General features: G+C 38.4%; 21 protein-coding genes. 16 read left to right on the forward strand and 5 right to left on the reverse strand.

What is annotated here, in order from left to right; translation table 11 throughout:
• The first annotated feature begins 3 nt into the window (after nucleotides 1–3).
• The 10 genes from pcaB to E0D95_RS03035 all read left to right on the forward strand — a co-directional run bounded on the left by pcaB (nucleotide 4) and on the right by E0D95_RS03035 (nucleotide 11,787).
• Nucleotides 4–1,359: a 3-carboxy-cis,cis-muconate cycloisomerase gene (gene pcaB, locus E0D95_RS02990; protein WP_130802480.1), complete on the forward strand. Its 1,356-nt coding sequence runs from the start codon at nucleotides 4–6 to the stop codon at nucleotides 1,357–1,359.
• Nucleotides 1,356–2,156 (forward strand): 3-oxoadipate enol-lactonase, encoded by an 801-nt coding sequence (pcaD, locus tag E0D95_RS02995; RefSeq protein WP_130802481.1) that lies wholly within the window; start codon nucleotides 1,356–1,358, stop codon nucleotides 2,154–2,156. Before pcaB ends, pcaD begins: the two co-directional genes overlap by 4 nt.
• 41 nt (nucleotides 2,157–2,197) lie before the next feature.
• Nucleotides 2,198–3,553 (forward strand): 4-hydroxybenzoate transporter PcaK, encoded by a 1,356-nt coding sequence (locus tag E0D95_RS03000; protein WP_130802482.1) that lies wholly within the window; start codon nucleotides 2,198–2,200, stop codon nucleotides 3,551–3,553.
• A gap of 15 nt (nucleotides 3,554–3,568) precedes the next feature.
• Nucleotides 3,569–3,970: a 4-carboxymuconolactone decarboxylase gene (pcaC, locus tag E0D95_RS03005; protein WP_130802483.1), complete on the forward strand. Its 402-nt coding sequence runs from the start codon at nucleotides 3,569–3,571 to the stop codon at nucleotides 3,968–3,970.
• Nucleotides 3,971–4,009: 39 nt separating this feature from the next.
• Nucleotides 4,010–4,735 (forward strand): protocatechuate 3,4-dioxygenase subunit beta, encoded by a 726-nt coding sequence (gene pcaH / locus E0D95_RS03010; RefSeq protein ID WP_130802484.1) that lies wholly within the window; start codon nucleotides 4,010–4,012, stop codon nucleotides 4,733–4,735.
• Between the two features lie 17 nt (nucleotides 4,736–4,752).
• Complete coding sequence (gene pcaG, locus E0D95_RS03015) at nucleotides 4,753–5,382, forward strand: protocatechuate 3,4-dioxygenase subunit alpha (protein ID WP_130802485.1); 630 nt, start codon at nucleotides 4,753–4,755, stop codon at nucleotides 5,380–5,382.
• Between the two features lie 60 nt (nucleotides 5,383–5,442).
• Nucleotides 5,443–6,312: a type I 3-dehydroquinate dehydratase gene (gene aroD, locus E0D95_RS03020; protein ID WP_130802486.1), complete on the forward strand. Its 870-nt coding sequence runs from the start codon at nucleotides 5,443–5,445 to the stop codon at nucleotides 6,310–6,312.
• Nucleotides 6,313–6,331: 19 nt separating this feature from the next.
• Nucleotides 6,332–7,792 carry a NosD domain-containing protein gene (locus E0D95_RS03025; RefSeq protein ID WP_130802487.1) on the forward strand — a complete coding sequence of 487 codons (1,461 nt, stop codon included), beginning with the start codon at nucleotides 6,332–6,334 and terminating at the stop codon, nucleotides 7,790–7,792.
• Nucleotides 7,793–7,854: 62 nt separating this feature from the next.
• Nucleotides 7,855–9,174: a carbohydrate porin gene (locus E0D95_RS03030; RefSeq protein WP_130802488.1), complete on the forward strand. Its 1,320-nt coding sequence runs from the start codon at nucleotides 7,855–7,857 to the stop codon at nucleotides 9,172–9,174.
• A 180-nt stretch (nucleotides 9,175–9,354) separates the two neighbouring features.
• Nucleotides 9,355–11,787, forward strand: coding sequence for a glucose/quinate/shikimate family membrane-bound PQQ-dependent dehydrogenase (locus E0D95_RS03035; protein WP_130802489.1), 2,433 nt, complete (start codon nucleotides 9,355–9,357; stop codon nucleotides 11,785–11,787).
• A gap of 48 nt (nucleotides 11,788–11,835) precedes the next feature.
• Here the strand turns inward: E0D95_RS03035 and pobR are convergent, their stop codons facing one another.
• Nucleotides 11,836–12,651, reverse strand: a complete 816-nt coding sequence (pobR, locus tag E0D95_RS03040) for an IclR family transcriptional regulator PobR (RefSeq protein WP_130802490.1) — start codon at nucleotides 12,649–12,651, stop codon at nucleotides 11,836–11,838.
• Nucleotides 12,652–12,791: 140 nt separating this feature from the next.
• On the opposite strand from pobR, the gene pobA reads away from it, so the two are divergent.
• On the forward strand, nucleotides 12,792–14,006 hold the full coding sequence (pobA, locus tag E0D95_RS03045; RefSeq protein ID WP_130802491.1) for a 4-hydroxybenzoate 3-monooxygenase: 1,215 nt from the start codon (nucleotides 12,792–12,794) through the stop codon (nucleotides 14,004–14,006).
• An 893-nt stretch (nucleotides 14,007–14,899) separates the two neighbouring features.
• On the opposite strand, the gene E0D95_RS03050 is transcribed toward pobA, so the two are convergent.
• A complete protein-coding gene (locus tag E0D95_RS03050) occupies nucleotides 14,900–15,361 on the reverse strand; it encodes a MarR family winged helix-turn-helix transcriptional regulator (protein WP_130802492.1) in 462 nt (153 codons plus the stop codon).
• A 282-nt stretch (nucleotides 15,362–15,643) separates the two neighbouring features.
• A complete protein-coding gene (locus E0D95_RS03055; RefSeq protein ID WP_130802493.1) occupies nucleotides 15,644–16,534 on the reverse strand; it encodes a LysR substrate-binding domain-containing protein in 891 nt (296 codons plus the stop codon).
• Between the two features lie 134 nt (nucleotides 16,535–16,668).
• On the opposite strand from E0D95_RS03055, the gene E0D95_RS03060 reads away from it, so the two are divergent.
• Nucleotides 16,669–18,084 (forward strand): aspartate ammonia-lyase, encoded by a 1,416-nt coding sequence (locus E0D95_RS03060; RefSeq protein ID WP_130802494.1) that lies wholly within the window; start codon nucleotides 16,669–16,671, stop codon nucleotides 18,082–18,084.
• 58 nt (nucleotides 18,085–18,142) lie between these two features.
• Here E0D95_RS03060 and E0D95_RS03065 read toward each other — a convergent pair whose 3' ends face one another.
• The gene (locus tag E0D95_RS03065; protein ID WP_130802495.1) at nucleotides 18,143–19,342 is read right to left on the reverse strand and encodes an MFS transporter; all 1,200 of its coding nucleotides are present in this window, start codon (nucleotides 19,340–19,342) and stop codon (nucleotides 18,143–18,145) included.
• A 309-nt stretch (nucleotides 19,343–19,651) separates the two neighbouring features.
• Between E0D95_RS03065 and E0D95_RS03070 the strand changes: the two genes are divergently transcribed.
• Complete coding sequence (locus tag E0D95_RS03070; RefSeq protein ID WP_130802496.1) at nucleotides 19,652–20,650, forward strand: NAD(P)H-quinone oxidoreductase; 999 nt, start codon at nucleotides 19,652–19,654, stop codon at nucleotides 20,648–20,650.
• Between the two features lie 44 nt (nucleotides 20,651–20,694).
• Here the strand turns inward: E0D95_RS03070 and E0D95_RS03075 are convergent, their stop codons facing one another.
• Nucleotides 20,695–21,558 (reverse strand): hypothetical protein, encoded by an 864-nt coding sequence (locus E0D95_RS03075; RefSeq protein WP_130802497.1) that lies wholly within the window; start codon nucleotides 21,556–21,558, stop codon nucleotides 20,695–20,697.
• A 295-nt stretch (nucleotides 21,559–21,853) separates the two neighbouring features.
• On the opposite strand from E0D95_RS03075, the gene E0D95_RS03080 reads away from it, so the two are divergent.
• The 3 genes from E0D95_RS03080 to sstT all read left to right on the forward strand — a co-directional run bounded on the left by E0D95_RS03080 (nucleotide 21,854) and on the right by sstT (nucleotide 24,518).
• Entirely contained in the window at nucleotides 21,854–22,417 is a 564-nt protein-coding gene (locus E0D95_RS03080) for a TetR/AcrR family transcriptional regulator (protein WP_130802498.1), read from the forward strand.
• 469 nt (nucleotides 22,418–22,886) lie between these two features.
• On the forward strand, nucleotides 22,887–23,201 hold the full coding sequence (locus E0D95_RS03085) for an ArsR/SmtB family transcription factor (protein WP_130802499.1): 315 nt from the start codon (nucleotides 22,887–22,889) through the stop codon (nucleotides 23,199–23,201).
• A gap of 114 nt (nucleotides 23,202–23,315) precedes the next feature.
• A complete protein-coding gene (gene sstT, locus E0D95_RS03090) occupies nucleotides 23,316–24,518 on the forward strand; it encodes a serine/threonine transporter SstT (protein ID WP_130802500.1) in 1,203 nt (400 codons plus the stop codon).
• Nucleotides 24,519–24,526: the final 8 nt, after the last annotated feature.

Genomic DNA, 24,526 nt, shown 5'->3' on the forward strand with positions numbered 1-24,526 from the left:
ATCATGAGCCAGTTATATGCCAGCTTGTTTTACCAAAAAGAGGTGACTGAAATTTTCAGTGATCGCGGCTTGGTTTCATACATGATTGAGGCTGAGGTTGCGTTGGCGCAAGCACAGGCGGAGGTTGGGGTAATTCCTCAATCTGCTACTAACGTGATTGAACATGTTGTAAAAACAGCGATCGATCAGATCGACTTCGATGCCTTAGCCATTGCCACAGGTCTGGCAGGAAATATCGCGATTCCTTTTGTAAAACAGTTGACTGCGATCGTCAAAAAAAATGATGAAGATGCGGCTCGTTATGTCCATTGGGGTGCAACCAGTCAGGATATTTTGGATACAGCCTGTATTTTGCAATGTCGTGCGGCATTAGACATTGTGCAAAACCAAGTCCAACAATGTTATGACGTTGCATTAACGCAAGCCCAAACCTATCGTCATCAAGTGATGATGGGACGTACATGGCTCCAACAAGCTTTACCGATTACTTTAGGTCATAAACTGGCACGTTGGGCCTCTGCTTTTAAACGTGATCTGGATCGTATTGATGCCATGAAAGATCGTGTTTTAACGGCGCAACTGGGTGGTGCTGTAGGTTCATTAGCATCATTGCAGAATCAAGGCTCAATGGTTGTGAAGGTTTATGCAAAGCAATTAAATCTGACTGCGGCAGCTTGTACATGGCATGGTGAACGTGATCGGATTGTTGAAATCGCAAGTGTACTTGGCATGATTACAGGCAGCGTAGGCAAAATGGCTCGTGATTGGTCATTGATGATGCAGACTGAGATTGCAGAAGTTTTTGAGCCAACAGCCAAAGGGCGTGGCGGTTCATCCACCATGCCTCATAAGCGTAATCCTGTCGCGGCGGCATCTATATTGGCAGCAGCAAATCGTGTGCCAGCACTGATGTCGAGTATTTATCAGAGTATGGTGCAAGAGCATGAGCGCAGCTTGGGTGGTTGGCATGCAGAATGGTTGTCTTTGCCTGAAATTTTTCAACTCAGCGCAGGTGCATTAGAGCGCACTTTAGATGTATTGCAAGGCATGCAAGTCAATGCTGAAAACATGCATCGTAATATCGAATGTACTCATGGCCTCATTATGGCTGAAGCGGTGATGATGGCTTTGGCTCCACATATGGGGCGTTTAAATGCGCATCATGTGGTTGAAGCTGCTTGTAAAAAAGCAGTCGCAGAACATACCCATTTAAAAGATATCATTTCAAACATTGAAGAAGTGACACAATATTTTAATGCGTCACAACTTGATGAGATTTTTAAACCAGAGTCGTATCTCGGCAATATTCAAGACCAGATCGATGCAGTCTTGCAGGAAGCAAAAGGAGAGGCAAAGTGAGCGAACACAACAGCATCATGATGACCAATCGTCAAGGCAAAACATTATCTGTGCAGATCAATGGACCTGAAAATGCGCCTGCAATCGTATTTTCAAACTCATTGGGTACAGATCACAGCATGTGGCAACCTCAACTTGAAGCCCTAAAAAGCCAATATAGAGTAGTGACTTATGATACTCGTGGTCATGGTCAAAGTGATGTGATTAAAAATACAACACTGCAAAATCTGGGTGAAGATGTCATTGATATTCTGAATGCACTCAACATTGAAAAAGCGCATTTTTGTGGAATTTCAATGGGTGGCATGACCGCACTTTGGTTAGGAATCTATCAAGCTCAACGCTTTCATAGCATTACCGTAGCCAACTCAGCTGCCAAAATCTGGACAGAAGAGGGCTGGAATGCACGAGCGGATGCCGTTGAAGCCAATGGTTTGTCTGATCTAGTTGCATCTACGCATACTCGTTGGTTTAGCGATAAGTTTGATTATCAAAATAATGTGCTTGCACAACAAACCATCCAAAGTCTAGCTCACACACCGGCGAAAGGTTATGCCAATGCCTGTCGAGCTTTAGCAACAGCCGATGTCCGTGAGCAAATCAGTTCGATTACAGTTCCAACTTTGATTATCGCAGGAGCTGCTGAACCTGTGACCACCATTATGGATGGTGAATTTATGCAGCAGCATATCAAGGGAAGTCAGCTTTATGTGATTGAAGCATCGCACCTTTCCAATATTGAACAGCCTGAAGCCTTTACTCAAGTCTTCAGTCAATTTATTAAGTCTATTCAGTAGTTTAGATATTTAAAAGGACTTTAGGCCTTAAGGAGGCAATTATGGCGTCTCAGGATTACGCTACTTCAAAGACAAGTTTAGATGCACAAGCACTGATTAATGATGCACCTTTGAGCAAATATCAGTGGTTGATTGCAATTGTTTGTTTTTTCATTGTTTTTGTAGATGGTATTGATACTGCTGCAATGGGTTTTATTGCACCTGCATTATCTCAGGATTGGGGAGTTGATCGTTCTCAACTCGGCCCAGTGATGAGCGCTGCATTAGGTGGGATGATTATTGGGGCATTGGTTTCAGGCCCAACGGCTGACCGTTTTGGTCGTAAAATCGTTCTGTCTGTATCGATGCTTATTTTTGGTGGTTTTACGCTAGCTTGTGCCTATTCAACAAGTTTGGATAGTTTGGTGGTTTTCCGCTTTTTAACGGGTATTGGTCTTGGCGCAGCAATGCCAAATGCAACCACACTATTTTCTGAGTATTGCCCAGCACGTGTGCGCTCGCTTTTAGTGACGTGTATGTTCTGCGGCTATAACTTGGGTATGGCTATGGGTGGCTTTATTAGTAGCTGGCTCATTCCTGCTTATGGTTGGCACAGTCTATTTTTATTAGGTGGCTGGGCTCCACTCATTTTGATGATTTTGGTGATTTTCTGTTTGCCTGAATCATATCGCTTCCTGATTGTAAAAGGTGGCAATAACGAAAAAGTACGTCAAATTCTGAGTCGTATTGCACCACAGCAAGTACAAGGCGTGACTGAATTTCATGTACCAGAAGAAAAAGCCAATCCAGGTGATAAAAAAGGCGTATTTGGCATGTTGTTTTCGCCTAAATATGTCAAAGGTACGGTTTTACTTTGGGTCACTTATTTCATGGGGCTAGTGGTCATTTATCTATTGACCAGTTGGTTACCAACCTTGATGCGTGAAACAGGTGCATCGCTTGAGCGCGCTGCATTTATTGGTGGTTTATTCCAGTTTGGTGGTGTACTCAGTGCTTTGTTTATTGGCTGGGCAATGGATCGTTTCAATCCAAACCGTATTATTGCTGGTTTCTACTTAGCTGCGGGTATCTTTGCAGTCATTGTAGGTCAAAGTTTATCTAATCCTACATTGCTTGCTGTCTTTATTCTTTGTGCAGGTATTGCGGTCAATGGTGCGCAATCTTCTATGCCAGTGCTGAGTGCGCGTTTCTACCCAACTCAATGTCGTGCGACAGGTGTCGCTTGGATGTCAGGTATTGGACGTTTTGGTGCAGTATTTGGTGCATGGATTGGTGCGGTTTTATTAGGAAATAACTGGTCATTTACCATGATTCTGAGCATGTTATTTATTCCTGCTGCCGCTGCTGCTGTCGCAATCTTTGTTAAATCTGTTGTTGCACATACGGATGCAACTTAATCTGAGGTTTCTCTAATGAATGACGAACAACGATATAAACAAGGGCTTGAAGTCCGCACTGAAGTTCTGGGTGAAAAGCATGTCAATCGTTCACTTGAGAACCTGAATGATTTCAACTCGGATTTTCAAAATTTTATTAGCCGTTATGCGTGGGGCGAGGTCTGGTCACGTCCGGGTTTACCACGTCATACACGCAGTTTAGTCACGATCGGAATTTTACTTGCACTTGGGCGTGAAGCCGAACTGCGTATGCATATCCGTGCATGTTTTAACAATGGCGTGACTAAAGATGAACTTAAGGAATTATTTCTTCATTCATCGCTTTACGCAGGTTTACCCGCAGCAAATGCAGCCATGCACATGGCAGAAGAAGTTTTTGCGGAGCTAGGGATTGGCTCAGACCAAAACGGTCAATAGTAACGGTTTAAGGATTTTACTTTTTAAAGGAGAGATATAATGTCTCAAATTATTTGGGGAGCTTACGCTCAGCGTAATACAGATGACCATCCGCCAGCATATGCACCCGGTTATAAAACCAGTGTGTTACGCTCGCCTAAGAATGCGCTCATTTCAATCGCAGAAACTTTAAGTGAAGTGACTGCACCGCATTTTAGCGCGGATAAATTTGGCCCTAAAGATAACGATTTGATTTTGAACTATGCCAAAGATGGTTTGCCAATTGGTGAACGCGTCATTGTACATGGTTATGTCCGTGACCAGTTTGGTCGCCCTGTAAAAAACGCACTTGTTGAAGTATGGCAAGCCAACGCTTCTGGTCGTTATCGTCATCCAAACGACCAATATATTGGTGCGATGGATCCTAACTTTGGTGGTTGCGGTCGTATGTTAACGGATAGCAATGGTTACTATGTATTCCGTACCATCAAACCGGGCCCATATCCTTGGCGTAACCGTATCAACGAATGGCGTCCTGCACACATCCACTTTTCATTGATTGCAGATGGTTGGGCGCAGCGTTTGATTTCGCAGTTCTATTTTGAAGGCGATACGCTCATTGATTCTTGTCCGATCCTGAAAACCATTCCTTCTGAACAGCAGCGTCGTGCGTTGATTGCCTTAGAAGACAAGAGCAATTTTATCGAAGCTGACAGCCGTTGTTACCGTTTTGACATCACGCTACGTGGTCGTCGCGCGACTTACTTCGAAAATGACTTAACTTAATGGATGGAGTAAATAATATGAATGGTTGGAATTTTCAGGAATTAAAAGAAACCCCATCTCAAACAGGTGGGCCATATGTACATATTGGCTTATTACCAAAACAAGCCAATATCGAAGTATTTGAACACAATCTGGATAACAACCTTGTGCAGGAAAATACACAAGGTCAGCGTATCCGTTTAGAAGGTCAAGTCTTTGACGGACTTGGTTTACCACTGCGTGACGTACTGATTGAAATCTGGCAAGCAGATGCAAATGGTATCTACCCAAGTCAGGCTGATACGCAAGGCAAACCAGTCGATCCGAACTTCTTGGGTTGGGGGCGTACAGGTGCAGATTTTGGTACAGGTTTCTGGAGTTTTAACACCATTAAACCGGGCGCTGTTCCGGGACGTAAAGGTTCAACTCAAGCACCGCATATTTCCCTGATTATTTTTGCACGTGGTATCAACATTGGTCTACACACTCGCGTTTATTTTGACGATGAAGCCGAAGCCAATGCGAAAGATCCAGTACTGAACAGTATTGAATGGGCAACTCGTCGTCAGACGTTGATTGCCAAACGCGAAGAACGTGATGGTGAAGTCGTTTATCGCTTTGATATTCGTATTCAAGGCGAAGATGAAACTGTCTTTTTTGATATTTAACGATGGAAGCAACTGTGCGCCTTAGGCGTACAGTTCTCTTGGTTACAAGGAAACGTAAAAATGTTTAATGCAAATCAACTCGTGAAACAACTTTGCATCAGTGGTGCATTGTTCATGTCAATGCCTTTTGCTGCAACCCATGCCGCAGAGCCGACTGTCGCACCAGCGAAAGCCTCTTATGTGGTCAAAAATCTCAACATTGGTGATCTACCAGTCAAAACCATTGTGCCGATTACCGCAAAAACCAAAGAGCAGGCGATTGCGCAAGCCAAAGTGATTGCTGCCAATAAAGATGCAGATATTGCCGAATTCCGTATTGATTTACTCGAATTTGGGAGTGATACCAAACAAGTAATCGCTTTAGGGCAAGAACTGAATCAGATTTTAAAAGATAAACCTTTACTTGCAACTATTCGTACTACAAACGAAGGCGGTAAATTAAAAGTAACAGATCAAGAATACGAAAAAATTTACGCTGAATATTTGAAAAAGCCATTTATGCAATTGCTTGATATCGAAATGTTCCGTGATCAGGCAGCCGTTGCAAAACTGACCAAACTTGCTCATCAGAAAAATGTGTTGGTGGTGATGTCAAATCATGATTTTGATAAAACCCCAAGCGAGCAGGAAATTGTCAGTCGCTTACTCAAACAGGATCAAATGGGTGCAGATATTTTAAAGATTGCCGTCATGCCAAAGTCTAAACAAGATGTCTTTACCTTAATGAATGCGACCTTAGAAGTCAGTGAACAAAGCAAAAAACCACTCTTGACCATGTCAATGGGTCGTTTGGGTACGATTTCTCGTATTTCTACTGCCAATATGGGTGGTAGCTTAAGTTTTGGCATGATTGGTGAAGCATCAGCTCCAGGGCAAATTGATGTTACCCAATTGAAACAATTCCTTAAAACCGTTCAACCTACACCTTAATCAAGACAGGGAACATGTCATGAAATTAACTTCTTTACGCTTGTCAGCTTTGGCATTGGGCTTGGTGACTTCTGGTTTTGCTGCGGCAGAAACCTACGTGGTCGATCGCTATCAGGATGACAGTGAAAAAGGTTCTTTACGCTGGGCGATTGAACAGTCTAATACCAACACAGCTCAGGAAAATCAAATCCTGATTCAAGCGGTAGGCAAAGCCCCTTACGTGATCAAAGTCGATAAGCCACTACCACCGATCAAATCTTCTGTAAAAATTATAGGTACAGAATGGGATAAAACAGGTGAGTTTATTGCGATTGACGGTTCTAACTATATAAAAGGTGAAGGCGCTAGAGCGTGTCCGGGTGCAAATCCTGAGCAGTATGGAACCAACGTGCGTACGATGACACTTCCGGGGCTTGTGCTTCAAGACGTGAATGGCGTGACACTGAAAGGTATTGATGTGCATCGTTTTTGTATTGGTGTCTTGGTCAATCGCTCAAGTAACAACCTGATTCAGCATAACCGCATTAGTAATAACTACGGTGGTGCTGGTGTGATGATTACAGGTGATGATGGCAAGGGCAATCCAACCTCAACCACAACCAACAATAACAAAGTATTGGACAATCTATTTATTGACAATGGCGATGGCTTGGAATTAACCCGTGGTGCGGCATTTAACCTTGTTGCAAACAACCTCTTTACCTCAACTAAAGCCAACCCTGAACCATCGCAAGGTATCGAAATCTTGTGGGGTAATGACAATACAGTTGTCGGCAATAAATTTGAAAACTATTCCGATGGTTTACAAATTAACTGGGGTAAGCGTAATTATGTTGCGTATAACGAACTTACCAACAACTCAATTGGCTTTAACCTAACTGGCGATGGCAATATTTTTGATAGCAACAAGGTTCACGGTAACCGTATCGGAGTGGCTGTTCGTTCTGAAAAAGATGCCAATGCACGTACCACTTTGACCAAAAACCTGATTTGGGATAATGCTAAAGACATTAAACGCTGTGAAGCAGGCGGTTCTTGTGTACCTAATCAGCGTTTAGGTGCAATTGTTTTTGGCGTACCTGCACTTGAACATGCTGGCTTTGTTGGTTCTCGTGGTGGCGGTGTGGTGATTGAAGCTGCAAAACTTCAAAAAACCTGTAGCCAACCGAATGAACAAAACTGTAATGCAACACCTAATCAAGGCATTGAAGCGCCTAAGTTAAGTGTAAATAAAAAGCAATTAACCATTGAAATTAAAGGAACACCAAACCAACGCTACAATGTTGAATTCTTTGGAAATCGTAGTGCATCTCTAACTGAAGCTGAACAGTATCTTGGTTCAATGGTTATGGTCACCAATGCGCAAGGTATTGCAAAAGCAAATTGGACACCAAAAGTAACTGCACCGTCAATTACTGCCAGTGTCACAGATCACTTAGGAGCGACTTCTGAGTTAAGTTCTGCGGTTCATTTCAAATAACAAAATTAAGGATAAAAGTGGTGTCTTCTTTTTGAAGGCACCCAAATTAGAAAGGAACAAAGATGCATCACATTTTTAAATTGGGTTTGATTTCAGCGGCGGTTTTAAGCAGTCAGATTGCACTGGCGAATGAATTTTGGTCACAAGATCGTCAATGGTTATTGGGTGATTGGGGCGGTGAGCGTCAACAACTCGAAAATAAAGGTTATAAATTTACAGCGTCTATTATGAGTCAGGCTGCAACTAATCTTGATGGTGGCTATAATGATAGCAACACACTTGAAAATGCAGGACAGTTAACTTTAGGTGCAAATTTTGACCTAAACAAGATTGCAGGTTGGGAAGATACAACAGCAGCCATCATGATCACCAAACGTGATGGTAACTCTTTGACACTGGAGCGCATTAAAGATCCTCGTTCAAGTACCTTAGGAAATACACAAGAAATTTATGGACGCGGAAAAATCTGGCGTTTGACGCAAGCGTGGATTAAAAAAGGTTTTGATGACAATACGGTTCAGGTCAAAATTGGTCGTATGGGCATGTCAGATGATTTCAATAGTTCACAATGTGAATTTCAAAACTTACTCCTTTGTGGCGGACAACTGGGTAAATCAATTGGTTCGATCTGGTACAACTGGCCAGTCGGGCTTTGGGGTGCAAATGTAAAATACCAATTTGCACCTGAATGGACGCTGGGTTTAGGGGTATATGAAGTGAATCCCGACAATGTTAAAACCAAATCGAATAGCGATGGTTTTAATCTTGACATGAATAATGTCAAAGGTGCGACCATTCCTGTTGAATTGGCATGGAAACCAAAACTTGCAGTATTTAATGGTTTAGCTGGCGAATACAAACTAGGAGCCTTATATTCTACCGCAGATGCCAATGATGTAGGCACCGCAGGCAAAGAACATAGTAGCAAACATAGTTTCTGGATTAACACGCAGCAGCAGTTGACCCAACGTGGTGGTGATCCAAAGCGTGGCTTATTCGTGAGCTTTAATGGTGTTGTCAACGATAAAGCGACTACCACGGTGCAAAGTACACAGCAACTTGCACTTTGGTATAAAGGTGCTTTTGATAGCCGTCCTAACGATTCAATCGGTTTTGGTTTAGCCAACTATTTGGTCAATGATCGCGCTCGCGATCGTCAAATTGCAACCAATGAAAGTCGTGGCTATTACGAGTACGACGCATTTGCGACCAACTATATTCCTATTCAGCGTGATGAACTTAACGTTGAGCTGAATTATACCTATCAATGGTCACCAGCCGTGATGCTGCGCCCAAATATTCAATATATCCATCAACCCGCAGGTGTAAAAGAGGTGGATGATGCATGGGTTGCAGGTTTAACTATGCGTTTAAATTTCTAACAATATCGAAATTTCAATAGTTATATTGACTAAAATATAAGCAAAGATATTGTTGAATTTAAGCATTATTCGAACAGCTAAAGTGGTGAGAGCTACTTTAGCTGAATGTGTTTAAACATAACAATGACGATCTGATGATGTTTATCGATTTTCACTGTTATGATACGTGGAGAAAGATGTATGTCTGACCCTCAAGAAAAATCTCACATCATATTGAAAATATGGTGCTTTATACTTGGGCTAGCTTTATTAATAACGGGCTTATTCTATATCATCGGCGGTGGCAAACTGGTTAGCCTCGGTGGTTCATGGTACTTCCTGATCGCAGGTTTACTTACAACCGCATCCGCATTTTTTATCTTTAAGAAAAAGGCATTGGGCGTCTGGATATTCGCCTTGGTCTTTGTTGGAACGATCATCTGGGCATTGATTGATGCAGGATGGGAATTCTGGCCATTACATTCGCGTCTAATGTTCCCAGCAGGATTATTCGCAGCATTACTACTGACTTTACCTTCTATTCGTAAATATCAGTATCAAATGCCGACATTATCAACACCAGCTTATGTGATTGCTGGCCTTACCATTCTAGGCATGATTGGGGGGCTGTATGGCATGTTTATCCCACATCCAACCGTGAAAGCATCTGGTACAGAATTGCCTTTAATTCCAGTGGATCCCGCTAAAAAACAGGTTAATTGGGATCATTATGGTAATGACACTGGCGGTAGCCGTTTTGTTGCCTTAGATCAAATTAATCGAAATAACGTATCTAAACTTAAAGAAATCTGGCGTTTTCGTACTGGTGACTTTACCACAGGCACAGGTAACGGTGCAGAAGATCAAATGACTCCACTTCAAGTGGGCGATAAAGTATTCTTATGTACCCCACATAATAATATTTTTGCACTTGATGCTGATACAGGGAAACAACTCTGGAAGGCAGAAGTTAATTCAAAAGCGGATGCATGGGAACGCTGCCGTGGTGTTGCTTATTTCGACTCTACACAGGCATTGGTACAACCTACACTTGCAGGCGCGACACCTGTTGCAACAGTCGCTGCAAATACACAATGCCCACGTCGTGTATATACCAATACACCAGATGGTCGTTTAATTGCAGTCAATGCAGATACAGGTGAACGCTGTAAGGACTTTGGCGTTGATGGTACCGTGGATTTACTGCAAGGTCTGGGAGATGGTACCAAAGCACCACGTTTTGAAGTCACTTCAGCACCGACTGTTGCAGGTTCAGTATTGGTTATTGGTAGCCGTATCGCCGATAACGTTGCAGCAGATATGCCGGGCGGTGTTATTCGTGCATATGATGTCATTACAGGGCAATTGCGTTGGGCATTTGATGCGCGTAATCCAGATCCAAACTATGTGTTAAAACCAGGTGAAATCTATAAACGTAGCTCTGCAAACTCTTGGGCTGCTATGTCTTATGATCCGCAAATGAATACCGTGTTCTTGCCAATGGGCAGTTCATCCGTAGACGTTTGGGGGGGTAACCGTACTGCACCAGATCATAAGTACAATACCTCTGTGTTAGCACTTGATGCATCAACAGGTAAAGAAAAGTGGGTTTATCAAACTGTTCATAATGACCTTTGGGATTTTGACTTACCAATGCAACCAAGTCTGGTTGATTTCCCAATGAAAGATGGTTCAACCAAACCTGCTGTAGTCATTGGAACAAAGTCTGGTCAATTTTATGTACTTGATCGTGTTACAGGTCAACCTTTAACAAAAGTTGAAAATCAGCAAGTAAAAGTTGCAGATATTCCAGCTGAACAATACAGTAAAGTACAACCACGTTCAGTTGAAATGCCGCAGATTGGTAATCAAACTTTAACTGAATCAGATATGTGGGGTGCTACACCATTTGATCAATTGATGTGCCGAATTAGCTTTAAATCTATGCGTTACGATGGATTATATACTGCGCCAGGTACAGATATTTCATTAAGCTTTCCAGGTTCACTGGGCGGTATGAACTGGGGTTCAATTGCATTTGATCCTTCGCACCGTTATATGTTTGTCAATGACATGCGTTTAGGCCTTTGGATTCAGTTGATCAAGCAAACGCCTGAAGATGTGAAGATTCAGGCAAGCGGTGGTGAAAAAGTTAATACAGGCATGGGGGCTGTACCTATGGCAGGAACTCCATATAAGGTGAATAAAAACCGCTTCATGTCAGCTCTTGGTATTCCTTGCCAAAAACCACCATTTGGTACCATGACGGCAATTGATATGAAAACTCGTCAAGTCGCATGGCAAGTGCCTTTGGGTACCATTCAGGACACAGGTCCAATGGGCGTTAAAATGGGCTTGAAAGCACCAATTGGTATGCCAACCATCGGTGGTCCAATGGCAACTCAAGGTGGTTTAGTGTTCTTTGCTGCAACGCAAGATTACTATTTACGTGCCTTTAACTCATCAAATGGTGAGGAACTTTGGAAAGGGCGTTTACCTGTGGGTAGTCAAGGTACACCTATCAGCTATGTATCACCAAAAACAGGAAAACAATACGTTGTGATTTCTGCTGGTGGTGCACGTCAATCTCCAGATCATGGTGACTATGTCGTGGCATATGCTTTGGAGAAGTAAGTAAAAAAATTAAAAAAAGGGATTCATCAGAATCCCTTTTTTTTTATACTAAACTATATTTCTAAGTTCATTGGCAGTATTTCTTAAAAGCGGTAATACCTGATCAATCAAATAGCTTTCCTGAACCCGATTGGTTTGTGACATACAATTCAACGCAGCAATGGCGCGACCTTGAGCATTCATTATGGGAACTGCAATGGCAATCACACCAAGTTCATGTTCTTCCTTGGATAAACAATAATCTAATAATGAAATTTGTTTTAAAGTTTCCATAAAAACAGACTCATCAATCAGCGTAAATGGCGTCAGGCGTTTTAAACCATAACGTTGAATCCACTGCATTTGCTCATCGCCAGATAAAGCTGATAATAAGATTTTGCCTGTCGAGGTTGCATGTGCAGGTAAACGATTACCTAAATGCATGCCATAAGGGCTGACGCGTAAATTATCCTGCTGTGGCAAATAGCTTCGAGCAATAGGAACAACTTCATGATCATCCAGCACCACAATAGAAAAGGTGAGGGTGGTTTGGGCACATAACAGATTTAAAAAAGATTGAGCCACTTTAGGCAAATGCGCAGAACTTAAATAAGAACTGGAAAAACGCAATACGCGGTGTGTCAGCCAGAAGTAATGTTCGTCAGTTTCCAAATAACCTAAAAACTTTAATGTCTTGAGATAACGTCGGGCTGCGGTTCGGCTGATACCTGTGCGCTCGGCAACTTGTGTCACATTTAAACGCTGACGATCTATGCCAAAGGCTTCAAGCAAGGCTAATCCTTTAGCTAAACCTGCAATGTAATCTTCAGTCCGGATGTGCTCATTTGAAGAAGAATGGTAAATCACCTCATTTTGTCGATCCATAACAAAATTCCTAGCCTACAAGTTGGTTTTGTCCGCATAGCGGACAATCATGATGATATACGGATTATACTGCGATTTAAATATAGAGCTTAATCCTATAAATACGTAATTTAACAATAGGAAATTACAAGGATAGAGTTATGGAAATCATAAAGACTCGCGTTGCGATTATTGGTTCAGGACCAGCAGGCTTATTGCTTGGACAACTATTGTATAAAGCTGGTATTGATCACATTATCATTGAACAGCGTAGCGCAGAATATGTTGCATCACGTATTCGTGCAGGTATTTTAGAACAAGTTTCAGTCGATTTACTTCAACAGGCTGGTGTTGATGAAAACCTCAAACTAAAAGGCTTACCACATTCAGGCATAGAAATTTTAACCCATGGGCAGAAACATCGTGTTGATTTATCAGCATTAACCAACGGAAAACAAGTCACGGTTTATGGTCAGACAGAAGTCACCAAAGATCTCATGCAAGCACGTGAACAGGCTGATTTAATCTCATTTTATGAATCAAATAACGTCCAAATTTTTGATTTTTATGAAAAGCCCAAAGTTAAATTTGATTCACAAGGGAAAAACTACCAAATTGAATGTGATTTTATTGCAGGTTGTGACGGCTATCATGGCATCTGTCGTGCCAGTATTCCACAAGATAAAATCAAAACCTTTGAAAAAGTCTATCCATTTGGCTGGTTAGGGGTTTTAGCAGATGTGCCGCCCGTCGCAGATGAGTTAATTTATGTACAATCAGAACGTGGCTTTGCGCTATGTAGTATGCGTTCAGAAACCCGCAGTCGTTATTATTTACAAGTACCATTAACGGACAAAGTGGAAGATTGGTCAGATGAAAAGTTTTGGGAAGAATTAAAAAACCGTCTTGATCCTGAAAGTCGTGAACATCTAGTAACAGGAGCTTCTATCGAAAAAAGTATTGCACCTTTAAGGAGTTTTGTGACTGAACCTATGCGCTTTGGTCAGCTATTTTTAGCAGGCGATGCAGCACACATCGTACCGCCAACTGGTGCAAAAGGCTTAAATCTAGCTGCTTCAGATATCGCTTATTTATCGAGTGCCTTAATTGAATATTATAAAGATGGGTCAGAAAAAGGGATTGATCAATATTCTGAAAAATGTTTAAAGCGCGTGTGGAAAGCAGAACGTTTTTCTTGGTGGATGACTCATTTATTACACCGTTTTGAAAATGAAAGTGAGTTTGACCATAAAATTAAGCAAGCAGAATTAAGCTATATATTAGGTTCAACTGCGGGACAAACTACATTAGCTGAAAATTATGTTGGACTACCATATGAAATAAATTTATTTAACGATTTTAAAGTTGCGAGTTAAATAAGTGTAGGTGAGGAAACATGAGAATGTGTTTTCTCATCTTTTAAATATTATTTTAGAATATTGACAGTAGTAAATCCCATTCAAAAAATAAATAAAAAATAACTTAATAATTTTAAAATTAAATCTACTAATTTTTATGAATAGATATTTTCTAGTTATAGAAAATTTATTTTTATTATGAGATTAAATTAAATTAAGTAATGTGATTCATACTAATCGAGCAGATTCAGGCAGTATTAGAATAATGTGCAGGAAGTAGAAATTCAATTTGTAGAGAGCCAAACTAAGTTCGGTGCACAGATGCAAATCTATAGCATCAAACCGTTACCTAAGAAGAATCCAGATGGATCAACACAAACACAAAAAACTTTATAAACAAAAGGCTTATAATAACATAACTTCGTATAATGTATATTATGTTAAATAAAATGCGAACTATCATGATGCACTACACTTGCTCCCCAATTGCTTTAAGAGCTTACTAGATCAAGTCACAGTGTTGTTGATGAGTATCATAAACACAATATATAAATAATCTAAAGTCTGACATGAAATTTACAATTCGAAAAAATCAAAGTATATTATGAATATTCAGATGGTATGTGAACATCTTTACTCGGCTGAATCACTATGAAAATAAATATTAAGATTACCATTCAATGTTTAAAAGATAAAAAATCAAATTACAATCAAAAGCATCTTACACTTTATAAAAATCAAGTGCTCTTTCTATCCATCTATTTTCTATTTATAATTTTACTTACTTTAAAAATCTTTATATTTTAATTGACTGTAGATCTTAATCATATTTATGATGAACCTTTGACTACGTAGGTTCATCATAAATATCCAGAAAATAATTCTTTTAATAAATAAAGAAAATGACCTTATTACTCAAGGTTTGATTTAATTTTTCTTAGAGCTTCGTTTAAACGATCAACATCCGAAGGCTTTAGGCCATCAAAAGTATCATTCAGTAATAAAGCTGTCATTTCATTGATTTTGGTTACCATTTCCTCACCCTTTTCTGTCAATATGACACGAGTAACACGGTTATCTTCAGCACACAACATGGTTTCGACAAGTAATTCTTCTTTTAAACGTGAAAGAATTTTAGTTGTGGTAGAAATTTTAATGAGTGTCATTTCAGACAAATCTGAAACACTGGCATTCGGATGGAGATTTGCTGCCAATAAAATACGCCGTCTAGAATTATCTAAACCATATTTTTTTAGAGAATTATCCATTTTTGCAACATACAAAGCATAAATCTGCGAAATCCAGTAATAAGGAAAATTTTCTAGATTAAATTCATCATGATTTGGAAAAAATTTAGCATATTTGTTTGACATAAGAATAAACGTTCATCCATAAAAGATAGGATAAGAAAAACTAAAAACTCAGACAATAAACCGCAACTTCATTTTAAGATGTTTATCTTTTGTAAATCAATCTCCTATTTATAATTTTTCATCTAAAATAGTCTTTTTATGACGATTAAATTTTCTACTAATTTTCTCGTCTTTTAAGAAAACTTAAATTTAATCACCTATATATTCAATGTCTCTACACCTAACTTAATTAAATTATACTAAAGAATATCCGAATCTAATAATCAGATATGCGTAAGGATTTCATAATTTTACTTTTTTAAGAAAATTCCAGATTTGTTGGAGAGAATGATCTTTATTTAACTTGTTCTTTAAAATAAAAATCTCTTGCTTAATTTTAAATCGATCATCTGGCAAAATTTTTACTTGATTTAAAGATAATTCATTTTCAATGGTAATTCTTGGCAACCATGCAACCCCAGCACCTTGCATTACAAAATCTTTTAAGTTATTTGCATGATCAGTTTCATATAAAACTCGATAATTCAATTTATTAGTAATTATTTGATCAACAAGATTTCTTAAATAAGCATTCTTACTATAAGACAATAGTGGAAAATGCTGAGTTATATCAAATTTAGCTTCACCATTTTTATTGGTAATCGAAACAGGAATAATATCAGTTTGACCTAATTTTAAATAATCTAGAATTTCCTGATTTATTAAATTAAGTTTATTCTGATCGATATAGCAGATTAGAAAATCACAGGATCCTTCTTTTAATAATTTAAAACCTTCACCAACATTTGCTGCTATTAATTCAATTTTATACTCTTGTAAGTGTTCCGGAAAAAGATGTATGAAATTAGAAAAAAACGTTGAAGTTAGAGAGTGTACAACAGCAAAACGAATAGTGATTTCTTTGGTTTTATTTAAATTATTGAGTAATGCCAATGTGGCCTGTAATTGATCTTCAATACTTTTGGCTGTTGCAAGTAAAATTTGTCCTGCATCCGTAAACTCAATGTAACGACTATCCCTGACTAAAATGGGATAACCTAGAGCGTGTTCAATTTGCTGGATTCGTCTGGTAAATGCAGATTGACTTACAAATCTTTTTTCTGCTGCTTTTGAAATAGACCGTTCTTCTTCAAGGGTAAGAAGATCTTCAATCCAGCGAATTTCTAGGCTCATTTGTGTAGTCTTGATGTACGATCGACTGATTATAATCACAGTATGCAAAATTTGCATAGTAAATTTAATCTATGCATTAGAAATTATTTCTTACCAAATTTATGATGAATTATCTCCCTCAGATAGACTAAAAAATGAACGCTGAAATTTTAACACGTACAGAAAAAGATCTTTTAGGATTTCGTGAAGTACCTAATCAATGTTATTTTGGGATTCAAACTCTAAGAGCCATAGAAAACTTTAATTTAAGTTCAAATAAAATAGAACAATTTCCAAATTTGATTAAATCTTTAGCAATGGTTAAATTGGCATGTGCTCAAGCCAATAATCAACTAAATAAACTCGATAATACTAAGCTTGAAGCAATTAAATATGCATGTGAACAGCTTAAAAATGGTTCATTTCATGAGCAGTTTCCAATTGATATGATTCAAGGTGGTGCAGGTACATCAACCAATATGAATGCAAATGAAGTTATTGCAAATATTGGTCTTGAATTTTTGAATCATAAAAAAGGTGAATATCAATATTTACATCCTAATAATGATGTCAATATGTCGCAATCCACCAACGATGTCTACCCTACTGCCATTCGTTTGGGTTTGCTCTTTAGTTTAGATGAGCTAAATAAACCATTTCAAGAGTTGATTGAGAGCTTACGTGCTAAAGGTCAAGAGTTTTCTCATATTTTGAAAATGGGACGAACTCAACTTCAAGATGCAGTACCCATGACTTTAGGCCAGGAATTTCACGCTTTTGCCGCTACACTTGAAAAAGATTTAGGCAAAATCAACAGTATTGCGCCAGATACCTTAAATTATATGAATTTGGGGGGTACTGCGATTGGTACAGGGATCAATACTGAATATCGTTATACCCAACTAGCCATTCAGGCATTATCTGAAATTAGTCAAAAAGAGATTAAATCTGCTCCAGACTTGATTGAAGCAACCTCAGATATGGGCGATTTTGTTCTTTTATCTGGTTTGCTTAAACGTACAGCAACCAAGCTTTCAAAAATTGCCAATGATCTACGTTTACTCTCTAGCGGTCCACGTACTGGAATGAATGAAATTAACCTTGAGGCGCGTCAACCGGGTAGCTCAATTATGCCGGGTAAGGTTAATCCCGTTATTCCTGAAGCGCTTAACTTAGTTTGTTTCCAGATTATTGCGAATGATTTAGCCGTTACTTTGGCAGCCGAAGCGGGTCAACTTCAGTTAAATGCCATGGAACCTTTGATTGCATTTAAATTGTTTGAATCGATCGAATTGTTATCTCGCGCTTTAGTCATGTTTAAAACTAAATGTATTGATAGCGTGACAGCCAATGCCGAACATTGTAAAGCGCAAGTAGAAAACTCAATTGGTATCGTGACTGCGCTGAATCCATATTTAGGTTATGAGACCACAACGCGTATTGCCAAAACTGCAAATGAATCAGGTTTAAGTGTGCTCAGTTTGATTCGTGAAGAACAACTTTTATCTGATCAAGTAATTGCTGAAATTTTAGCGATCGACAATATGGTTAAGCCTAAAGACGCAGCTTAATTTTATTTATAAGAATCAAGGCGCTTTTAAAGCGCCTTTTTTATTACTCATTAAGGTATTAATCATGAGACACAAGCAAGCGATGTTGAGCCTTTTGACGTTTTGGAATAAGGATAAGTGAGCTCATCAACAATAGGGCTGCAATCCAATAAGGTAACTCGTTTTTATAATGATAAAGTAATGTGGCAATAAATGGTGAAAACAGCATCGACAGGCCTTGTGCCGCAGAAATTAAGCCTGATGCAGCCCCCTGTTCATTGGCATCAACAGCCAGCGAAGTCATGGTATTAATCATGGGTAAAATTAAACCAGCACCAACTCCCATAATGACAGCACTAACAATAAACAGAAATAGACCGTGCGTAAGAGTAAACATTACTGTACCCAACACCATAGACGCCATACCAATACCGAGTAGCAATAGATGACGTTTGGGTTTCAATTTAGAAATTAAAATTTGCACAATAATTAAAGTTAAACCGACTGCACTGAGTGTTATTCCTGCAACAGAAGCGCTTTGCTGTTGGGTTGCCAAATTTAAATGGTCTTTACTAAAAAAACCGATACACATATTAAAGGTAAAAATGCAGTTCATGGTCAGAAACATCACTAACACTTCAAACCAGATGCGCGAATCAGTCATTTTTAAGCTTGATTTTTTAGTGACATTTAAAACCAGCTTACCACTTTCCTTTACTTTAAAATACGTCAATATCAGTGCAAATAACGGTAAAATCGCTGCAAAATAAAAGGCATAGCTTAAGTCAAAACCAGAAAGTACCCCACCAATAAAAGGTCCAAGAAAAATAGCAATACCTGCTGCTGCACCAAGCATTGCGATTTTGGAAGCACGATCTTCAGGCTGATAATGGTCTGCAATATAACCGACCATAACAGGATTGATGCCAGAGAAAAATGCAGCGATGATGCAACGTAAAATTAACATCACCGCGAGCATGGTTAAAATACTGAGTAGATGTTGCAATGTATAACCAATAAATACGGCCCAAATCAGATAAAAAACAAAGAAGCCAAACATAAGCGGTAATAACACTTTCTTTCGACCAACTTCGTCACTACGTTGCCCCCAAAATTTTGCGCTGACCATCCAGAAAAAACCGGAGAGGCTCACAATTAAACCGGCATGCCACTCTTGTAATCCCTGCGTTCTGATAACAGGTCCAATTACGGGAAGAATCATCATAAATGCCATCTGTAAAAGCATATAACTCAAAAATAAGACTTTAATATTATTCATTTTCTACCAGATCGATCATGAGTATAGATTGATCATTCAATTATTTGGACATTTATTATAATGATAATTATTATCATTTAAAAGTATTTATTGCCCCGTCTCAGGATTGGCTTTCCCAATCATGCCCTTTTACAAAATCATTCTAATCGCAATCATTAAAATCACATTATGCTCTATTGCAATCTGTCTAAAAAACTCAATATATCGTCTTAGTCAGCAGTAAGACGAAATTAAAAACTGATCTTAGAACTTAAAACTATCTATTTAATTAATGACTTCATCATTTTTTAAATTTTAAAGGAGTTATTCATGACGGCACTTCCAAATACAATGCGACATATCGAAATTTCACATCCCGGAGAACCCGATGTTTTAAAAGTGGTAGAAGCTAAAACTCCTCAGCCTAATGCTAATGAAATATTGATTCAGGTCAAAGCTGCTGGCATTAATCGTCCTGATATATTACAGCGTAAAGGCTTGTATCCTATGCCCAAAGACGTTACGCCTATTCCAGGGCTAGAAGTTTCGGGTGTTGTGGTTGCCATCGGTGAAAGCGTTAAAGATTTTAAAATTGGTGATCGGGTTTGTGCATTGACCAATGGAGGTGGATATGCAGAATATTGTGTAGTGCCTGCAACTCAAACCCTCATCATTCCAGAGAATTTAAGTTTTGTGCAGGCAGCAGCAATTCCCGAAACTTATTACACCGTCTGGGCAAACTTATTTGATATTGGTCAATTAAAAAAGCATGAAACGGCCTTAATTCATGGTGGTGCAAGCGGTATAGGAACAACGGCTCTTGCGCTGTGTCATGCAATGGGCATTCAGACTTTTTGTACTGTGGGCAGTGATGAAAAAGTCAATGAACTTCAAACGATTACAACGGCAATTAATTACAAAAAAGACAATTTTGAACAAGTGATTTTGGAAAAGACCGATCAACAAGGTGTAGATGTTATTTTGGATATCGTCGGTGCAAAATACTTTAGTCAAAATATGAATGTGCTTAAACGTGATGGACGTCTGGTGATTCTCGGATTTATGGGTGGGCGTATGGCAAAAGAGTTTGATTTACAACAACTGATTTTAAAACGTGCTACGGTAACTGGTTCCACCATGCGTGCCCGCAATGATCAGGAAAAAGCTGAGATTACCCATTCGTTAAAACAAAAGGTTTGGCCGTTATTGGAACAAGGACAAAGTCTTCCTATTATTTATAAAACCTTTGCATTTGAAGATGTTGCAAAAGCGCATGCCACTATGGAACAAAGTGAGCATATCGGCAAAATTGTTTTAAGTCTTGAGTAATGATTAAGTAAACTTTGAAAGCTTTGCCTGACAAAGCTTTCAACCTATCCTTCCGAAGCAATATTTTCTAAAGTCAATGAACGCATTTTGATCCAGAATTTAGACCACAGCTCAAGATAATCCTCTAAAACATTGTAAATTACTTGTTGGTTTTCTATTTTAAAAGCTTGCACAAACAAGCACCATAGATCATTTTCATGGTTATCATCATTGGCTAAATTGGCTTGACCATCTGCCAAACCATGACATGTGTAGTAACCTTGTTGAAATGCAGGATTAAACTTGGCTAAATTGATACTTAAGGCTTCACTAAACACAATGACCTGTTTTTCGGTAATGGATAAAATAAGCAATAACGCTACATAGTTGTCATAATTTTTTTGAATAAAGTTTGCTATATCAAGCGCTTGTGGCTGCACGTGTTGTGTTTTTAAGAGATCAATCCCGAGTTGATTTAAAAGATGTAGATAATAAGCCAGATGTGATTTTGCTGGAGAACTACATTCTAAGTTGCCTGTATCAAAACCGAGTTCATCCAATAAGTTTAAAGACAATAAATAACGTGCATAAATCTTAGACAACACACGTTTTTCAGGCTGAATATTTGGGTTATTCTCTAAGCTGCATGTTTGATAAATCAGCATGGACAATGCATCCGTAAAAATTTTGACAATGCTATTTAAATAGTTGATATGAATGATTTTTAGTTGTTCGATGGACAGCTTTTGAGCTTTTAAATCATTTAAGATTTCTAATTTAAATAAATAATGTTGATCAATACGCTTTTTTAAATCTTGCTCTATTTCTGCATTTTCAGTCCAAAGTGCCGCATCTATAGAAGATTGAATATAACCAAGAGCTTCGTCACGTGAACTTTTAGATTGAGTAAACGATAAATGGTGACTCATGATTTTTTATTTCGCATACAGAGTATTCAGTATATAAAAAAGTGCATGCTGAATCTACAAAAAACAACTTAAAAAATATCTAAAATTAATGTAGTTAGCTGATTTTAATCTTCATATTGTTTAAAAAATTACGTGAAAAATTAAGCACTGTTTTGGTCATTGCTTATTTTATCTAAGTGGTTAAATTTTTATCAGTTTTTCACTTTTACTTAAGCTTGAATGTTATAATATAAGATTATCTAAGTTATACCTGCTATGCGCCAAATGACGACGGATTTAAGAGGAATCTCTACGCATGTCTAAAAAACAAGACATTATCAACACCGCATTACGATTATTCAATGCCAACAGCTACAACTCTGTAGGTGTTGATCGAATTATTTTGGAGTCAGGCGTGGCAAAAATGACTTTTTATAAGTATTTCCCGTCTAAAGCAAAATTGATTGAAGAATGTCTGGATCAGCGTAATTCAAACCTGCAAGAGTCTTTATCTGCATCGCTCGAAAATTGCGATGAACATGACTCTATGGGTAAAATCAAATCAATTTTTTTCTGGTACTCTGCTTGGTTTCATACCGATGATTTCAACGGATGTATGTTTCAAAAAGCAGTAGAAGAAGTCTTTAAAATTTACCCTTCAACCATTCGCCCTGCCCTTGAATATAAAGAATGGTTAACTCATATTATTTTGGATTTACTCACTCAACTCGGGATTAAAACACCAAGTTCATTGGCTAATTTGTTGGTCAGTATTTTAGATGGTATGACCATGCAGGCTCAAATCGATAAAAATTCTGTTGATATTGATCAATATTGGAAAAGAGTCGAACGCTTAATTGACTTTGAAAAACAGGTATGAAAGAAATAAAGCGTGAATAGTCTTATTATTGTTTTATTATTTTAAGTATTTTATTTCACGCTTGCGTCTGAAATCTTTTCAACCTTTTGAATAAATTAAATTTACTTAAAAGGTTGCACGTGCATAATTTATAATTATGCCTTCTTATGATTAGTACATTTAGAGAATTCCTCATTGTACTAAACTGCATTATAGCTTTCGTGTTATGACCCTCTGTTTCACAAACTTAAGGTTATTTATAAAAATATACATACTGATCTGTATGAATATTTTTCATTATAATTAAGTTATCAAAAAGTACAACTTTTTTTTAACACCAAAGCTTTGTTATGCTCTTTTCACTATTGTTAAATTTATTTATAGAATAAGAAAGTGAATTTTATTTAAATTTAAAAATTCATTTAGTGAAATTAAAGTGTATTCATTTTATAGTTACATCAGCTGATATATATGAGGGAGGCGTTGATCGATGCAAGAAGAGTTTCAAATTTCCCAGATGAGGGATTCGGCTGACGCAGTGGTTAAAATATTGAAGTCACTGGCCAATACAGATCGTTTACTCATTCTATGTCATTTGGTTCAAGAAGAGTTGAATGTCTCTCAAATTGAAGAGAAAACCCAAATTAATCAGCCCACTCTTTCGCAGCAATTGATGTTACTTAGAAAAAGTGACATGGTGAATACGCGTCGTGATGGTAAACAAATTTTTTATTCTTTGAAAAATGAAAAATTAATTGAAGTTTTAATGACATTACATCGTTTGTATTGCCCTCAGCCCAATTAAATCGTGTTTTAAAATGATCGTACTACGTCTTTACACCGATTAAAAAATTTAAGCTGCGACGTGGTTGTGTATAATAGCGCGCTTGTTTAGCCGCTTACGTTTTAAGGCGCGTGTATGTTTTCATTTATCTTTCGCTTGAGTCTGGTTACCAAGATTCTGATTGCAATCATCTTAGGCTTTTGTGTCGCATTATTTTTTCCTCAAATTACGCCCTATTTAAGCCTGTTGGGTGAGTTATTTATTAAAGCTTTGAAATCGGTTGCGCCTATTCTGGTGTTTGTTTTGGTGATGAGTTCAATTGCCAATTTCAAAGTTGGTCATACAGCAAATCTGAAACCGATTTTATTGTTATATGGCATAGGCATGCTATTGGCTGCCTTAAGTGCTATCGTGGCCAGTCAATTTTTTCCAAGTACTTTATACTTAAATATCAACACTCAAACAGCTTTGCAACCCGCTGGAAGTTTAGCGGAAATTTTAAAGAATTTATTGTTAAGCTTTATCGCCAACCCAATTCAAGCACTGGCAGATGCTAATTTTATTGGCATTTTAGCGTGGGCAGTTGGTTTGGGTATGGCTTTGCGACATAGCTGTGAAACGACAAAACAAGTGCTGACAGATGTCTCTAATGCAGTGAATCAAATCATCAAAGTGGTCATTAATTTTGCACCTATTGGTATTTTTGGCTTAGTCGCAGTGACTTTTGCAGATACTGGTTTAGCGACTTTACGAAACTATGCTCAATTAATTGCAGTGCTTTTAGGTACGATGTTTTTTGTTGCACTGGTGATTAATCCTATACTGGTTGCTATTGTGATTCGTTCTAATCCTTATCCATTGGTACTTAAATGTTTAAGGGAAAGTGGGATCACTGCATTCTTTACCCGAAGTTCTGCTGCAAATATTCCTGTCAATCTGGACTTGGCAAAACGTTTAGGGGTTAACGAAGCGATTGCAAGTGTTTCAATTCCATTAGGCGCAACCATTAATATGGCTGGTGCGGCGGTCACCATTACTGTATTAACCTTGGCAGCAGTACATACCTTAAATATTCATGTGGACTTTGTCACCATGATCATACTCTCGGTAGTGGCGACTGTTTCAGCATGTGGTGCATCGGGGGTTGCTGGAGGCTCTTTACTGCTTATTCCTGTTGCTTGTGGTTTATTTGGGATTCCTTCTGAAATTGCCATGCAAGTTGTGGCGATTGGAATGGTGATTAGTGTGCTACAAGATTCCACAGAGACTGCCCTAAACTCTTCAACTGATGTAATATTTACAGCAGCCGTAGATATGGCTTCACGTAAAAATGAATGATGATTTGA

Origin of the sequence: Acinetobacter ihumii (genome assembly GCF_900625095.1) — a bacterium.
In the GTDB taxonomy this organism is placed as follows: domain Bacteria; phylum Pseudomonadota; class Gammaproteobacteria; order Pseudomonadales; family Moraxellaceae; genus Acinetobacter; species Acinetobacter ihumii.